17 protein-coding genes are annotated in these 15,233 nt (G+C 64.2%); 5 read left to right on the forward strand and 12 right to left on the reverse strand.

Features of this window, described 5'->3' with window-relative positions:
- Positions 1–16 precede the first annotated feature (16 nt).
- Positions 17–664 (reverse strand): DUF1007 family protein, encoded by a 648-nt coding sequence (locus BRA1417_RS0100175; RefSeq protein ID WP_035968296.1) that lies wholly within the window; start codon positions 662–664, stop codon positions 17–19.
- Positions 664–2,745, reverse strand: a complete 2,082-nt coding sequence (locus BRA1417_RS0100180) for a M3 family metallopeptidase (RefSeq protein ID WP_027514071.1) — start codon at positions 2,743–2,745, stop codon at positions 664–666. Before BRA1417_RS0100180 ends, BRA1417_RS0100175 begins: the two co-directional genes overlap by 1 nt.
- A 135-nt stretch (positions 2,746–2,880) precedes the next feature.
- Here BRA1417_RS0100180 and BRA1417_RS0100185 point away from each other — a divergent pair, with 135 nt between their 5' ends.
- The 5 genes from BRA1417_RS0100185 (at position 2,881) to BRA1417_RS0100205 (ending at position 7,694) form a co-directional block, all read left to right on the forward strand.
- On the forward strand, positions 2,881–3,135 hold the full coding sequence (locus BRA1417_RS0100185; RefSeq protein WP_027514072.1) for a hypothetical protein: 255 nt from the start codon (positions 2,881–2,883) through the stop codon (positions 3,133–3,135).
- 672 nt (positions 3,136–3,807) lie between these two features.
- Entirely contained in the window at positions 3,808–4,950 is a 1,143-nt protein-coding gene (locus tag BRA1417_RS0100190; RefSeq protein ID WP_007615165.1) for a type III PLP-dependent enzyme, read from the forward strand.
- A gap of 130 nt (positions 4,951–5,080) precedes the next feature.
- Positions 5,081–5,668 (forward strand): GNAT family N-acetyltransferase, encoded by a 588-nt coding sequence (locus BRA1417_RS0100195; protein ID WP_027514073.1) that lies wholly within the window; start codon positions 5,081–5,083, stop codon positions 5,666–5,668.
- Positions 5,669–5,814: 146 nt separating this feature from the next.
- Positions 5,815–6,204 carry a RidA family protein gene (locus BRA1417_RS0100200; RefSeq protein WP_027514074.1) on the forward strand — a complete coding sequence of 130 codons (390 nt, stop codon included), beginning with the start codon at positions 5,815–5,817 and terminating at the stop codon, positions 6,202–6,204.
- Positions 6,205–6,251: 47 nt separating this feature from the next.
- Positions 6,252–7,694 (forward strand): homospermidine synthase, encoded by a 1,443-nt coding sequence (locus BRA1417_RS0100205; protein ID WP_027514075.1) that lies wholly within the window; start codon positions 6,252–6,254, stop codon positions 7,692–7,694.
- 112 nt (positions 7,695–7,806) lie between these two features.
- On the opposite strand, the gene BRA1417_RS44605 is transcribed toward BRA1417_RS0100205, so the two are convergent.
- From BRA1417_RS44605 to BRA1417_RS0100255, 10 genes are all read right to left on the reverse strand, one after another.
- Positions 7,807–8,142: a hypothetical protein gene (locus tag BRA1417_RS44605; RefSeq protein ID WP_027514076.1), complete on the reverse strand. Its 336-nt coding sequence runs from the start codon at positions 8,140–8,142 to the stop codon at positions 7,807–7,809.
- 120 nt (positions 8,143–8,262) lie between these two features.
- Entirely contained in the window at positions 8,263–9,282 is a 1,020-nt protein-coding gene (locus tag BRA1417_RS0100215) for a WD40 repeat domain-containing protein (RefSeq protein WP_027514077.1), read from the reverse strand.
- The gene (locus tag BRA1417_RS0100220) at positions 9,282–10,337 is read right to left on the reverse strand and encodes a GTP-binding protein (protein ID WP_027514078.1); all 1,056 of its coding nucleotides are present in this window, start codon (positions 10,335–10,337) and stop codon (positions 9,282–9,284) included. Before BRA1417_RS0100220 ends, BRA1417_RS0100215 begins: the two co-directional genes overlap by 1 nt.
- Positions 10,338–10,391: 54 nt before the next feature.
- Positions 10,392–11,255 (reverse strand): metal ABC transporter solute-binding protein, Zn/Mn family, encoded by an 864-nt coding sequence (locus BRA1417_RS0100225; protein WP_027514079.1) that lies wholly within the window; start codon positions 11,253–11,255, stop codon positions 10,392–10,394.
- 5 nt (positions 11,256–11,260) lie between these two features.
- A complete protein-coding gene (locus tag BRA1417_RS0100230) occupies positions 11,261–12,130 on the reverse strand; it encodes a metal ABC transporter permease (protein WP_027514080.1) in 870 nt (289 codons plus the stop codon).
- 6 nt (positions 12,131–12,136) lie between these two features.
- Positions 12,137–12,892, reverse strand: coding sequence for a metal ABC transporter ATP-binding protein (locus tag BRA1417_RS0100235; RefSeq protein WP_027514081.1), 756 nt, complete (start codon positions 12,890–12,892; stop codon positions 12,137–12,139).
- A gap of 2 nt (positions 12,893–12,894) precedes the next feature.
- Positions 12,895–13,134: a hypothetical protein gene (locus BRA1417_RS45225; protein WP_035968298.1), complete on the reverse strand. Its 240-nt coding sequence runs from the start codon at positions 13,132–13,134 to the stop codon at positions 12,895–12,897.
- 43 nt (positions 13,135–13,177) lie between these two features.
- A complete protein-coding gene (locus BRA1417_RS0100245; protein ID WP_027514082.1) occupies positions 13,178–13,678 on the reverse strand; it encodes a hypothetical protein in 501 nt (166 codons plus the stop codon).
- Positions 13,675–14,286, reverse strand: a complete 612-nt coding sequence (locus BRA1417_RS0100250) for a permease (RefSeq protein WP_027514083.1) — start codon at positions 14,284–14,286, stop codon at positions 13,675–13,677. The genes BRA1417_RS0100245 and BRA1417_RS0100250 overlap by 4 nt, the downstream gene beginning before the upstream one ends.
- Positions 14,287–14,471: 185 nt before the next feature.
- Positions 14,472–15,068 carry a superoxide dismutase gene (locus tag BRA1417_RS0100255; protein ID WP_007615200.1) on the reverse strand — a complete coding sequence of 199 codons (597 nt, stop codon included), beginning with the start codon at positions 15,066–15,068 and terminating at the stop codon, positions 14,472–14,474.
- Between the last annotated feature and the right edge of the window lie 165 nt (positions 15,069–15,233).

Raw genomic sequence — 15,233 nt, forward strand, 5'->3', positions numbered from 1 at the left:
ATCCGAACGAACAGGATCATCGACAATACACCGAAGCAATGTTGTCGAACAACAAACCGACGGCAACGTTCGCGCCGCCTTCATTGAACGAGTCCTCGCTCGCGTCTTGAACCATTTTGCGGTCGCGGTCGTTACCCATTGCTGGCCCCAGTTTCACCTCGCACCCCGCGGGTGCGCCGACCAGCTTGACCGGATTGTCCTTTGCGAATTCAAAATCGACAAAGAACGATCGATCAACAATCTCCAGCAAGACTGTTTTCGACTTCACAGGCGTCTTCAGCGGAAGCGTGAAATGCAAAGTGAGCTGATCATTCTGATAATCGAAGGAGCAATCGATCGGCTCCGCAAACGGCAGCTTGCCATTGACCTTCACGAAGGTGAAATAGGCCTTTTCCTTCAACGACTCGATCTGAGCCTGCGCTAGCGGTGCCAGCTCCTCGCTGGAGTACGCGCCATCGGTCTTGGCATATAGAACCTGCACAGCATTGGTCGAGAACGCGCGGTCGAAAATCCAAGCATGACGCACGCCGGTAATACTGCCGTCCGCCGCATAGAGGATCTCACTTGTCACGGTGATCCAGACATGCGGATGCGCCCGCGCCGCGCCTGATGCGAGCGACAGGGCGACAGCGAGCAGCAGCCCGAACAGGGCGCGCATGCCCATCAGGCCGCCTTCGGGGCGTCGAGCAGGCCTCGGCGACGCAAGAGCGCATCCGGCTCCGGCGGGCGGCCGCGGAAGGCCTCATAGGCGGCTTCCGGATCGACTGATCCGCCGCTCGAATAGATGTCGTCGTGCAGGCGCTTTGCGACGGCGGGATCGAAGATGTCGCCGGCTTCTTCGAACGCACCGAACGCGTCGGCGTCCATCACCTCCGACCACATGTAGCTGTAATAGCCGGCGGCATAATGATCGCCGGTGAAGATGTGACCGAATTGCGTGGGACGGTGACGCAGCGAGATCTCCTCGGGCATGCCGATCTTTTCCAGCTCGCGTCTCTCGAAGGCGCGGACATCCTGCGCGGCGGAGGCCGGCTGGGTGTGGAATTCGAGATCGATCAGTGCCGAGGAGACGAACTCGACGGTGGCGAAACCCTGGTTGAATTTTCGCGCGGCCAGGAACCGTTGCAGCAGATCGTCAGGGAGCGGCTCGCCGGTCTGGTAGTGGCGTGCGAACTGCTGCAGCACCTCGGGCCGCTCCTGCCAATGCTCGTAGAGCTGCGAGGGCAATTCGACGAAGTCGGTGAACACGGAGGTGCCCGACAGCGAGGGATAGGTCACGTTGGAGAGCATGCCGTGCAGGCCGTGGCCGAACTCGTGGAACAGGGTGCGGGCGTCGTCCGGCGACAGCAGCGAGGGTTCCCCGTCCGCGCCCTTGGAGAAGTTGCAGATGTTGAGGATCAGCGGCGCGACCTCGCCGTCGAGCTTCTGCTGGTCGCGCAGCGAGGTCATCCAGGCGCCGGAGCGCTTCGACGGCCGGGCGAAGTAGTCGCCATAGAACAGCGCCTTGTGCTTGCCGTCCCGCCCCTTCATCTCCCAGACCCGGACGTCCGGATGCCAGACCGGCACGTCCTTGCGCTCGGCGAAGGTAACGCCGAACAGGCGCGTGGCACAGTCGAAGGCCGCGGCGATCATGTGATCGAGCGCGAGATACGGCTTGATCGCGGCGTCGTCGAAATTGGCGCGCTGAAGGCGCAGCTTTTCGGCATAGAAGCGCCAGTCCCAGGGGGCGAGCTTGAAATTGCCGCCCTCCTCGGTGATCAGCGCCTGCATGTCGTCGCGGTCGGCGAGCGCCCGCGCCCGCGCCGGCTTCCAGACCCGCTCCAGAAGGCCGCGCACCGCTTCCGGCGTCTTGGCCATGGAATCCTCGAGCCGGTAGGCCGCGAAAGTCGGGTAGCCCAGGAGATTGGCGCTTTCCTCGCGCAGCTTCAGGACCTCGACGATGGTCGCGTTGTTGTCGTTGGAATTGCCGTTGTCGCCCCGCGCGGTGAAGGCCTTGTAGACCTTCTCGCGCAGGTCGCGCCGGGCCGAGCTCTTCAGGAACTGTTCGACCGAGGAACGCGACAGGGTGACGATGGCCTTGCCAGCCATGCCGCGTTCTTCTGCCGCAGCCTTGGCGCTGGCGACAAAACTCTCCGGCAGGCCCTGACGGTCGGCTTCACCGAGCTCCATGAACCATTCCTGCTCGTCGCCGAGCAGATGGTGACTGAAGCTGGTCCCGAGCTGGGCGAGTCTCTCGTTGATCTCCGCCATCCGCGTCTTGGCCTCTTCGGAGAGGCCGGCGCCGGAGCGGTGGAAGCGGGTGTAGGTGCGCTCGAGCAGGCGGAGCTGTTCCGGTGTCAGACCGAGATTGGCGCGGTTCTCGTGCAGCTGGGCGATGCGGCCAAACAGCACGGCGTTCATCATGATCGGATTCCAGTGCCGCGCCATCCGCAAGGAAACCTCCTTGTCGATCTCCAGGATGGCCGGGTTGGAATGCGCCGAAACGAGATCGTAGAAGACCGACGCGACCTTGCTGAGCAGCTTGCCCGAGCGCTCCAGCGCCGTGATGGTGTTAGCGAAGTCGGCCGCGGTCGGGTCGTTGGTAATCGCTGCGATCTCGGCGGAGTGGTCGGCGAAGGCCTGCTCGAAGGCCGGGAGGAAGTGCTCCGGCTTGATCTCGTCGAAGGGCGGGGTCGCAAATGGCGTCACCCAGGCCTTCAGCAGCGGGTTGGTCTCGGAGTCCGTAGTTTGGCGGGGTTCTGACATTACAAGTCCCGATTTGTGGCTCGATTGTTGCGGCCAGCTATAGCACGCGATGGGGCTTTTTTGGGCCATTTGCCCTTGCTCCCGGCTGCCTTTTCGGGGAGATTGCGGCCCTCAAAGCCTAGGACCCCTGAGCTCATGAACGCGACCTCCTCGTCTTCCCGTCGGATCGTCTGGCCGAGCGTCATCACCGTCGTCAGCGCCGCCATCCTGATCGGCGCCGAGGTGTTCGGCGCGGCGTTTGCCGGCGGCTGGGCGCTCGCGATCCTGTTCGGGCTGGGCGAGCAGGGCACGCACATCCTTCAGGCCGCGCTGTTTGCGCTCGGCGTGCTCGTGATGACTGCCTTCATCCGCGCCGCTCAGCGCGTCGAGCCGTTCACGAAGCGCGGCTGAAGCGCGCACGCGCGCGAGTGACGCGCGCCGCACAGAAAACTTAACGCGCGTTCATCTTCCGCGTCGCTCGCGCAACACTGCGCAAGCAGATGTTAGGCAATTCTGTTCGCAGTCTAAAAAATCTCTTGCGAAGCAGAGTCAAAACACTTATGTGCGGATTGCCCAATTTCGCACGTGCCTGTGGTCGTGTGTCAGTCGGTAGGTATCCGGACAAGAGGCCGGACAGCCGCCAAGGGGTGAAGAAGCCGAGGGGCTCTTCGGAAGTGTGGAAGTCGGAAGGCTGATAGCCGGAAGACGAAAGCAAACCCGGAGCGTCCAGCATCTCTCTCAAAGAGATGCCTTGTCGAAGGTGACTTTGCTCTTTGCAACCGTGACTGGCAGCCGGAGGCGAACCGGTGCACCCCGCTCTCAACGGGGGACGCGACTTAAAGCAACGACGGATCGGGCTTTTTTGGTCTCTACCGGCAGTCCAACGCCGGCGCGGGCTACTGAAAAGGCTTGTCCTTCATTGCCAGGTGTGCGGGCGGGAACATTCCCAACCAATCCACGGCAGCACAGTCTGATGTGAGTCTTTGGCTCGTCGCGCCTCCATCGCGCGATCTGGCCGGAGCGCTCTTATCCGACGTCATTTTTTGAACGGATCCCCGTCGCTGGGCCGTTTGGGAGAGTGCTATGACCGACCGTATCCAGGAATTCCTGCGCAACCGCCGCAGCGAGGGCCTCGACACCGAGCCTTGCCTCGTCGTCGACCTCGAAGTCGTGCGCGACAATTACCAGACCTTTGCCAAGGCGCTGCCCGACAGCCGCGTGTTCTATGCCGTCAAGGCGAACCCGGCGCCGGAAGTGCTGGCTTTGCTCGCCTCCATGGGCTCCTGCTTCGACACCGCGACGGTCGCCGAGATCGAGATGGCGTTGGCCGCCGGTGCGACGCCCGACCGCATCTCCTTCGGCAACACGATCAAGAAGGAGCGCGACATCGCGCGCGCCTTCGCGCTCGGCATTCGGCTGTTCGCGGTCGATTGCACCGCCGAAGTCGAGAAGGTCGCCCGTGCCGCGCCCGGCGCAAAGGTGTTCTGCCGCATCCTCTATGACTGCGCCGGCGCCGAATGGCCGCTGTCGCGCAAGTTCGGCTGCGACCCGGAGATGGCCGTCGACGTGCTCGACGTCGCCAAGCGTCTGGGCCTGGAGCCGTGCGGCATCTCCTTCCATGTCGGGTCGCAGCAGCGCAAGGTGAAGGCGTGGGACCGTGCGCTGGCGATGGCCTCGCAGGTGTTCCGCGACTGCGCCGAGCGCGGCATCAACCTGACCATGGTCAACATGGGCGGCGGTTTCCCGACCAAGTACCTGAAGGACGTGCCGCCGGTGGTGACCTACGGGCGCTCGATCTTCCGCGCGCTGCGCAAGCACTTCGGCAACCAGATTCCGGAGACCATCATCGAGCCGGGCCGCGGCATGGTGGGCAACGCCGGCATCATCGAGTCCGAGGTCGTGCTCATCTCGAAGAAGAGCGACGAGGACGAGGTGCGCTGGGTCTATCTGGACATCGGCAAGTTCGGCGGTCTCGCCGAGACCATGGACGAGTCGATCCGCTACGCTATACGCACCCCGCATGACGGTGCGGACATGACGCCGTGCGTGCTCGCGGGTCCGACCTGCGACAGCGCCGACGTGCTGTACGAGAAGAACCCGTATCCGCTTCCGGTGACGCTCGAGATCGGCGACAAGCTGCTGATCGAAGGCACCGGGGCCTATACGTCGACCTACTCGGCGGTGGCTTTCAACGGCATCCCGCCGCTGAAGACGTACCATATCTGATCGCCTCTCTTACCGAGGCCTGACGAACCCGGGAGCCGGCTTGCCGGCTCCCTCCCTGACATTTCGATCTGACGACGCCTTGGACCGGCGTGCTTCTCGCACGTCCGTTTCAGGCGGGGACTGACGCGCCATGACCACTCTTCGGAAGACACAGATTGACCCCACTTCGAAAGCCGCTCCGTTCGCGATCCGTGCGGAGCGTGCGGCCGACGTTGCGATGCGTGAAGCGCTGCTCGATGCGTCCTTTGGCGAGAACCGCCATGGCCGCACCTGCCAGCGCCTGCGTGACGGACGCGCACCCGCAGCCGGCCTCGCGCTGGCCGCGATGCGCGAGGGGAAGCTCGTGGGAACCGTGCGGCTGTGGCACGTCAGCGCCGGAGGCAGGCCCGCTCTGGTCCTCGGACCGCTGGCGGTGGACCCTGCCTGCCGCGAGCTCGGGATCGGCGCCGCGCTGATGCAACAAGCGCTGGCTGCCGCCCGGGCGCGCGGCCATGCCGCCGTGATCCTGCTCGGCGATGCCCCTTATTACGCCCGCTTCGGCTTCTCCGCGGCCAACACCGGCGAGCTGTCGCTGCCTGGTCCGTTCGAACGCGACCGCCTGCTGGCGGTCGAATTCCATGCCGGTGCGCTGGATGGCGTCGAGGGGATGATCGTCCCGACTGGCGCGGCCCTACCCAAACGGAGGGTAGTTCGCGGCCTCGAGGCGCGCGCGGCGTAAGGGATTGCCATGATGGCGGCGACCGAGCCGCGCTAAGCGGCAACGTCCGGCTGGGCCTGCGTTAAGCTCCATTCCTTTGGGGTTGCGCAGGCCGGCAAATTGCCCGTAAACCCCACGAAATTCCCCTTCAGTCGAGGCCCACGACCATGTCCCGTCGCCTGATCTCCACCGGCTCTCCGCTTGAGAAGACCGTCGGCTACAGCCGCGCCGTGATCGACGGCGAGTTCGCCTTCGTCGCGGGAACCACGGGCTATGACTACACCACGATGACGATGCCGGCCGATGTCACGAGCCAGTCTCGCAACTGCTTCAAGACCATCCAATCCGCCCTGCAGGAGGGCGGATTCGAGATGGCCGATATCGTCCGTGCAACCTATTACGTCACCGACGCCAGCTATATCGATGCCCATTTCGCCGTCTGCGGCGAGGTTCTCGGTGACATCAGGCCGGCCGCGACCTTGCTGGTCGTCAGCGGCCTCGCCAAGCCCGAGATGAAGGTCGAGATCGAAGTCACTGCCAAGCGCCGCAGCGCCTGAGCCATCCTCACCATTTGTTCGTCAGCACGTTCCGGAGAAACCATCCTATGAGCCCCGCCTCGCAGATCTACGCGAAGATCACTGGTCCCATCGTCATGGTCGGCTTCGGCTCCATCGGCAAAGGCACGTTGCCGCTGATCGAGCGGCATCTCGACTACGACAAGTCGCGCGTTACCGTGATCGATCCGAAGGACGAGGGGCGCAAGGCACATTGCGAAAAGCACAATGTGCGCTTCATCCAGAAGGCCGTGACCAGGGACAATTATCGGGAGTTGCTGACCCCGCTGCTCATTGAAGGCGGCGGCCAGGGTTTTTGCGTCAATCTCTCGGTCGACACCGGCTCCACCGACATCATGGAGCTCTGCAACGAGCTCGGCGCTCTCTATATCGACACCGTCAACGAGCCCTGGCTCGGCTTCTATTTCGACTCGTCGAAGGGCCCGGAAGCGCGCTCCAACTACGCCCTTCGCGAAGCGACGCTGGCCGCCAAGAAGGCGCGCCCTGCAGGCTCGACGACGGCCGTCTCCTGCTGTGGCGCCAATCCCGGCATGGTCTCGTTTTTCGTGAAGCAGGCGCTGCTCAACGTCGCCGCCGATCTGAAGCTCAATGCCCCCAAGCCGAAGACCAAAGCCGAATGGGCGGACTTGATGCGACAAGCCGGCATCAAGGGCATCCATATCGCGGAACGCGACACCCAGCGCTCCAAGAAGCCGAAAGAGCCCGATGTCTTCGTCAACACCTGGTCGGTGGAAGGTTTCCTGTCGGAAGGCGTGCAGCCCTCCGAGCTCGGCTGGGGCACCCACGAAAAATGGATGCCCGAGAATGCGCGCACCCACGAATCCGGGTGCGGCGCCGCCATCTATCTGATGCAGCCCGGCGCCAATACCCGCGTGCGCACCTGGTGCCCGACCCGCGGCGCGCAGTATGGCTTTCTTGTCACCCACAACGAGTCGATCTCGATCGCGGACTATTTCACCGTGCGCGACGCAGCGGGCACGGCGGTCTATCGGCCGACCTGCCACTATGCCTATCATCCGGCTGACGATGCCGTGCTGTCGCTGCATGAAATGTTCGGCCGCGCCGCTAAGATGCAGGAAAAGCACCATATCCTCGACGAGAACGAGATCGTCGACGGCATCGACGAACTCGGCGTGCTGCTGTTCGGCCACGACAACAACGCCTACTGGTACGGCTCGCAGCTCTCCATCGAAGAGACCCGCAAGCTCGCGCCCTACCAGAACGCCACCGGCCTGCAGGTGACCTCCGCCGTGCTCGGCGGCATGGTGTGGGCGCTAGAAAACCCGAAGGAAGGCATCGTCGAAGCCGACGAGATGGATTTCGATCGCCTGCTGGAAATCCAGCTGCCGTATCTCGGCCCGGTGAAGGGTTTCTACACCGACTGGACGCCGCTGACGGATCGCCCGGGACTGTTTCCGGAAGATATCGACACCAGCGATCCCTGGCAGTTCCGGAACGTTCTGGTGCGGTGAGGCGCCGGCATGCCCGGGCATGTCCCGGGCATCCACGCACTTGCTTTCTGCGACGCCAAGAAACGTGGATGGCCGGGACAAGCCCGGCCATGACGCCACACCTGGCGGCTAGCTACTTCCTCTCGATCGGCGGCGCGATCTTCTCGGCTGGCGCCGGCGGCAATGCTGGTTTGGCCGCCCCCGCAGCGCCCTGCGTCTGCGGGTCGGGCCGCGCGGGCTCTGGGGCGGGCGTGGTCGGCCGATCACCGCCGGGCTTGGCTTCCGCGGGCTTGTTCTGATCGTCGGACGGCGTGCCCTGAAGGGGCTGCGTCGCCTGGGCCGTCTGCATCCGGGTCTCAGCGCGGATTTGCGCCAGCGACATGCCTGACACCACGACGCCTGCCGCGAACAGCGAGCAGGCAACCATCAGGTCGAGCTTCAGTCTGCGCTTCTCATATTGGCCGGGCATGTCGATCACCGCCTTTGTCCGCGGGATCAACGAAATGGCCGCTCTGCGGTTCCCCGCCCCTGGGTGGCCGGGAACTCGGCGCCTGCGCGCCACATGGCCGCATCCACGGTCGATGACGGACTAAAGCTCGAGCAGGCCGCCGTCCCCATTTTCGTCGGCGAACGCCAGCAGAGTCCCCTTGGCGTTCCAGGCGAGCGCAGCCACCGGCGGCGTGCCATTGCGGCGAACCAGGATCTCGGCGCCGTCCTCCAGACGCACCATCAGCACGGTGCCGTCACTATAGCCGGCGGCGAAGATGTCGTTCTTGGGATGGCAGGCGACGACCGACACGCGCGCCTGGAGCGGCGCGAGCATCGCAGGCTCCTTGCCCATCGGGCCGTCCTTGCTGGCGAACGGCCATATGATGACGGTGTCGGCGCCCGAAGTCGCGAGCCCCTTGCCTCCCGCGCTCCACGACATCGAGCGGACGCGGCCGGGATAGCCGGTCATGCGCATGTGCCTGTTGTCGGCAAGCCGCCAGCCGTGCAGCGCCGATTCGTGCATCGTGGTGACCAGGAATTTGTTGTCCGGGCTGAAGGTGACGCCGAGATGCGAGCCGGCCCAGGGCAGGAATTCGGCCGATCCCGCCATGTTGGGAAACCACAGCGTCGCGCCGTTGTAATGGGCGATCGCGAGACGCTGGCCCTTCGGCGCAAAGGCAAGGCCGCCAACGGTTGAGGGCACCTCGAGCGATTTCTCCTCGCTCTTGCCGCTCTTGAAGAAAGCGGTCTTGCCGGCCGACCATGCATAGGCACCGTCCGGATGCAGCGCCACCGCATCGATCCAGCGTCGCTTCGGGTCGGTCGCAAGCAGCGTCACTTCGCCCTTGGCGTCGAGTGACACGACTTTTCCATCGTCGCCGCCCATCACGAGGCGCTTGCCATCGGAAGCGGCCGAGAGAATGCCGCCGCTGTGCACGGCGACTTTGCTGATCTCACCCTGGCCATCCACGAACGCAACGTTCTCCTCGCCGCCGACGAAGGCGGCGCGGGGCCCAAGGAAATGCACGGAGGTCACGACCATCCCGAGCGCGAGCGGCTTGACGCGCTCGGTGACGGAGACGATCGAGGCGGAATCGGCGGGCGGCGTAAACTCTTTCATCACGAGACGATGCAGCTCTCAAAACCCTGGCGAATGAGATCTTGCGGCAATTCGCGGCCGATGAAGACGAGGCGGCTCTCGCGCGGCTCACCGTCCTTCCACTTCCGCTGATGGTTGCCCTCCAGCATCATGTGGACGCCCTGAAAGACGTAGCGGTCGTCGTCTTCCTGGAAGGCGAGGATGCCCTTGGAGCGGAGGATCTTGCCGCCCTCCACCTGCACCAAATTCTGGAGCCAGGGCATGAACACGTTCGGATCGAGCGGCTTGTCGGTCTTGAGCGACAGCGACTGCATGTCCTCGTCATGATAGTGCTTCAGGCCGTGGCCGTGATCATGATCGTGATGATGGTCGTGGCCGTGGTGATGATGATCATGGTCGTGATCATGATCATGATCATCGGCATTCAGGAAGTCCGGCTCGATGTCGAGGATGCGGTCGAGATCGAAGGCGCCGCGGTCGAGCACGTCCGCCAAAGCCACCGAGCAGCGCTCGGTGCGGTGCAGCTTGGCATAGGGGTTGATGGCGCGGATGCGGGCCTCGACCTCGGCAAGCTCGCCCTTGGTGACGAGATCGGTCTTGTTCAGCACGATGACGTCGGCAAAGGCGATCTGGTTCTTGGCCTCGGGCGCATCCTTGAGACGGTCGGACAGCCATTTGGCATCCGCAACCGTGACCACCGCATCGAGGCGCGCGTTCTTCTGCACGTCCTCGTCGACGAAGAAGGTCTGGGCCACCGGTGCCGGATCGGCAAGACCGGTGGTCTCGACGATGATGGCGTCGAACTTGCCCTTGCGCTTCATCAGGCCTTCCATGATGCGCACGAGATCGCCGCGCACGGTGCAGCAGATGCAGCCGTTGTTCATCTCGAACACTTCCTCATCGGCGCCGATGATGAGGTCGTTGTCGATGCCGATCTCGCCGAATTCGTTGACGATGACGGCGTATTTCTTGCCGTGGTTTTCCGACAGGATGCGGTTCAACAGCGTGGTCTTGCCGGCACCGAGATAGCCGGTCAGGACGGTTACGGGAATTTTTGGGGCGGTCGCTTCAGACATAACAACTCCGGACTTCGGGCTTTTCGCGCGACGCGAGGCGGGGTGGCCCCTGCCCTAGTGGTCAAGCGCGCTGGTCAGGGCCTTTATATTGTGCCTGACCATATCAATGTAAGTGGGTGCAGGCCCCTTTTCGCCGGTCAAACCGTCTGAAATCAGGGTCCCGCCGACTTTTGAGCCGGTCTCCGCCGCGATCCGCCGGATTAGCCGGTCGTCGCTGATATTTTCCAGGAACACGGCCGGGATTTTCTGGGCCTTGATCTGGCCGATGATGGTGGCGATGTCCCGCGCGCTGGGCTCGGTTTCGGTGGAGACGCCCAAGGGCGCGATGAACTGGACGCCGTATTCGGCGGCGAAATAGCCGAAGGCGTCATGGGTCGAGATCACCTTGCGCCGCTCCTGCGGGATTTTGGCCATGGCGTCGCGGACCTCGCGGTCGAGCGTTTCGAGCTTTTCCAGATAGGCCTGGGCCTGGGCGCGGAAGAACTCCGCATCGTCGGGGTCGGCCGCAGCCAGCGCATTGGCGATGTCGGTGACGTAGATTTTGGCGTTGGGGACGGACTGCCAGCCATGCGGGTCTGCGGCAGAGCCGAGCTTGAGCGGCGCGATGCCGGTGCTCACAGTGACCACCTGCGCCTTGCTGCCCGAGGACTGCACGAGGCGCGGCAGCCAACCCTCGAGACCAAGCCCGTTGACGATGACGAGCTTTGCGTCCGCGATCCGCTTCGCATCGCTTGGCGCGGGCGTGTAAACGTGGACGTCGCTGTCGGCCCCGACCAGCGTTGTCAGATTGACCCGGTCGCCGCCGACATTGCGGACGAAATCGGCGAGAATCGAGAAGCTCGCGACGACCTTCAGCTGCTCCGCGGCGTGCAGCGGGGAGGCGATCAGCAAGAGCACACAAAGTAGGATGCGCCGCATCGCCGTCACGCTTCCAGATGCCGGCCGGGAAACAGCTGCCTGACGACGCCGCCGACCCGGCCGAACAGGACGGAGACGGTGTAAAGCGCGCTCGCCACCAGAATGATCGCAGGGCCCGACGGCACACGGGTCTGGAACGACAGCACGAGACCCGCATAGCCGGAGACGGCGGCCGCGACGACCGCGATGCAGATCATGGCGGTGAGATCGCGCGACCAGAACCGCGCGATGCCGGCCGGGAGGATCATCAGACCGACCGCGAGCAGCGTGCCGAGCGCCTGAAAGCCGTTGACGAGGTTGATCACGACCAACGCAAGGAAAGCGAGATGCGCAGGGCCGCCAGCCCGGCTCACAGTGCGCAAGAACAAGGGGTCGACGCTCTCGATCACCAACGGGCGATAGATCACGGCGAGCACCAGCAGCGTGATCGTGGCGTTGAATGCGACGACCAGCAACGTCTGGTCGTCCATCGCGAGAATATTGCCGAACAGCACGTGCAGCAGGTCGATATTGGTGCCCTTGATCGAGACGATGGTGACGCCCAGCGCCAGCGATGCCAGATAGAAGGTCGCGAGCGAGGCATCCTCCTTCAACCCGGTCGAGCGCGCGACGAGGCCTGCGAGGATCGCGACGGCAAAACCCGCGATCAGTCCACCGGCCGTCATCGCGAACAGATTGAGACCTGAGAGCAGGAAACCGACAGCGGCGCCCGGAAGTATTGCATGCGCCATGGCGTCGCCGACCAGGCTCATCCGCCGCAACATCAGGAACACGCCGATCGGCGCCCCCGCGAGCGACAGCGCGATGACGGCCGCGAGCGCACGTCGCATGAACTCGAATTCGGTGAACGGGCCGATCAGCGCGTCATAGAGCATCGGACGTCAAGCCGCCCGTGAGCGGGCATCATCGGCCGAGCAGGCGGCGGCGCTGTCGTCGAAGGCTTCGCACATCCGCATCGCGACCATCAGGTTTTCCGGCGTCAGCACCTCCGCCGTCGGCCCCCACGCCACGGGGCCCCGCGCCAGCACCAGCGTCTCGCTGAAATGGGTGCGCACCATCTCCATGTCGTGCAGCGCGGCGAGCACGGTGCGGCCCTCGCCGTGCCAGTGCTTCACCAGCGCCAGCAGATCGGCCGTGGTCTTGCTGTCGATGGCGTTGAAGGGCTCGTCCAGCACGATCAGCCGCGCGTCCTGGAGCAACACGCGCGCGAACAGCACGCGCTGCATCTGGCCGCCCGAGAGTGTGCCGATGGGGCGGTTCTCAAAGCCGTTGAGGCCGACGGAAGCGATCGCGCGGAGGATCTTCTCGCGCGCCGCCTTGCTGATGCCGCCGAACAGGCCGGTCCCGCGCCACAGCCCGGTGGCAACGAAGTCCAGCACCGAGATTGGGAAGCTGCGGTCGATCTCCGCGCTCTGCGGCAGATAGGCGATATCGCGGCTGTCGAGCCCGCCGAGATGGATGCTGCCGTCGAGCGGCTTGAGGATGCCGACGATGCCGCGCAGCAGCGTCGACTTGCCGGCGCCGTTCGGGCCGATCACGGCCAGCAACGCACCCGGCGCGACCTCACCATTGAGATGGTGCACGGCCGGATGACGGTCATAGCCGAGCGTGACGTTGTGGAAATACAGCGCCGCCATGGTCACCTCATCGCCAGGAAGACCACGCCCCAGAGCACAGCGCAGACCGCGAGCGCGGCCGCGAGGCGGGCGGCCATCGTCATGCGCAGGATCGACCAGTGCGCCGCCTGAGCCGGATGCGGAGAGGCCGCACCGTGGACGTGTGCGTGGTGGGTGTGATCGTGTCCATGCGAATGCCCGTGGTCATGGGAATGGCCATGAGCATGGTCGTGATGATGGGCTTGGGACGCGGCGGGAACCATGCCAAGACGTTATATTATAACATTACCCCTGTCCACGCCGGGCTCAGGGCTTGCCGATCACCATGGCGATGGCGGCGGCGACGAACGGGAACGGCAGCGAGACCGCGCAGCGGAACCAGACGAAACGGGCCGGCATGAACGGAATTTCCCACAAAATCACCCGCTGGAAGGCAAACAGCGCCCAGGCGACGACATAGGCCACCACCTGCGGCACCCCACCGCCCGATTTCAGCGCCACCGTACCGATGGAGAAGCCGATCACCGGGCCGCCGGGCGTCGCGGCCCCGGCGACCACGGCAGTCGCGACCCCGAGCCAGCCGCTGTCCGGGCCGAGCCAGCCGCTGATCACCTCCTGCGGGATGATGGCGGCGATGTAGCCGGAGCCGATCACCCCCAGCGCGATCCGCGGCACGATGTTGATGAAGTCCATCGAGCCTTCGCGCAGCGAGGCCTTGAACACCGGTGGGCCGCGGCGAAAGGCGATTAGGCCGACGCCGAACACCGAGCCCCACAACAGGATGTCGATCAGAAGCGCGGCGCTCAATTCTCGTCGTCCTTGATGGCCGGCTTCGGATAAAGCCGGACGTAGACGAAGCGGCCAAGCGCGCCTGCGAGCACCGGCAACGGCAGCGAGATGACGATGCGCCACAGCGTGAAGTCGGTGCCCATGATCGGGATTTCCCAGGCCACCGCCCGGCCATAGCCGATCAGGGTCCAGCTCACGACCATGGCGATGGTGGCACCGAAATCGGCGCCGACCGCGAGCAGCGCACTCGCCACGGGATAGGCGGTGAAGGGACCGCCGGGCAGGATCGCGCCGAAGGCGGTGCCGATCAGAAGGCCTTTCAGGCCCGATTTCGGCCCGAGCGCACGCGAGACTTTTTCGTGCGGCAGGATCTCGGAGATGAACGCGCCGAGCAGGCAGCCGGCCAGCACGCGCGGCAGGATGCCGCCGAACAGCGAGAGATCGTGGGTCAATATGTCGAGAACACCGTCGGTGCCGTCACGCCGCCAGACCAGACCCGCGCTCACCGCCACCAGCGCTGCGATGATGATGGTCGACCAACCGATCGGCTTGCGCACGCGGCCCGGCCGCGGCTCGGAGTCCGCGTCCTCGGCGGGCGCCGGGTCTTTCGGGGAGGGTTCTGACAACGGGCGCGTTCGGCTCGAGGGTGATGCCCGTCTTGATTAAGGGCGCCGCGGATGCGATGCAAACAGTACGATGACGGGAGCGATGCGCACCTCGCGCAGGGCCATGCGAGGTGAAGTGCGAATTCCGCACAGCAAAAAGGCGGCCGCACGAGCGACCGCCTTTCGCTATTCCGATGAGGCTTAACTCAGGCCTTGTCGAACAGGGACTCGACGTATTCCCAGTTCACAAGGTTCTCGACGAACGCCTTCAGATAGTCGGGACGGCGGTTGCGATAGTCGATGTAGTAGGAGTGCTCCCAGACGTCGCAGCCGAGGATCGGGGTGGCGCCGTGCACCAGCGGATTCTCGCCGTTCGGGGTCTTGGCAATCTCGAGCTTGCCGTTCTTGACCTGGAGCCAGCACCAACCGGAGCCGAACTGGCCGACGCCGGCCGCCTGGAAGTCCGTCTTGAACTTCTCGAAGCCGCCGAGGTCCTCGTTGATCTTCTTTTCAATCTTGCCCGGCAGCTTGGTGCCGCCGCCATTTGGCTTCATCCAGCTCCAGAAATGGATGTGGTTGTAGTGCTGGCCGGCATTGTTGAACACCGCGGGGTTCTTGCCGAACGAGCCCTTGACGATCTCCTCAAGGGACTTGCCTTCCCATTCGGTGCCCTTAAGCGCGTTGTTGCCGTTGGTGACATAGGCCTGATGATGCTTGTCGTGGTGGAATTCGAGCGTTTCCTTCGACATGAATTGTCCAAGGGCGTCATAGGCGTAGGGGAGTGGGGGCAGCGTAAAGGTCATGGGTGTTGTCCGCGACTGATGGGGGAACGAGACTTAACGGTCACCCCTTATAGAAGGTTCCGTGGCCGTTAAATACCGCGAATTTTCCAAAAGGCATGGTGCGACGGCTTGGCCGGATTGCATAAAATCGTCGCAAGGATGTAGGGCGTTTCAACCGGGCCGTAA

Origin of the sequence: Bradyrhizobium sp. WSM1417 (genome assembly GCF_000515415.1) — a bacterium.
In the GTDB taxonomy this organism is placed as follows: domain Bacteria; phylum Pseudomonadota; class Alphaproteobacteria; order Rhizobiales; family Xanthobacteraceae; genus Bradyrhizobium.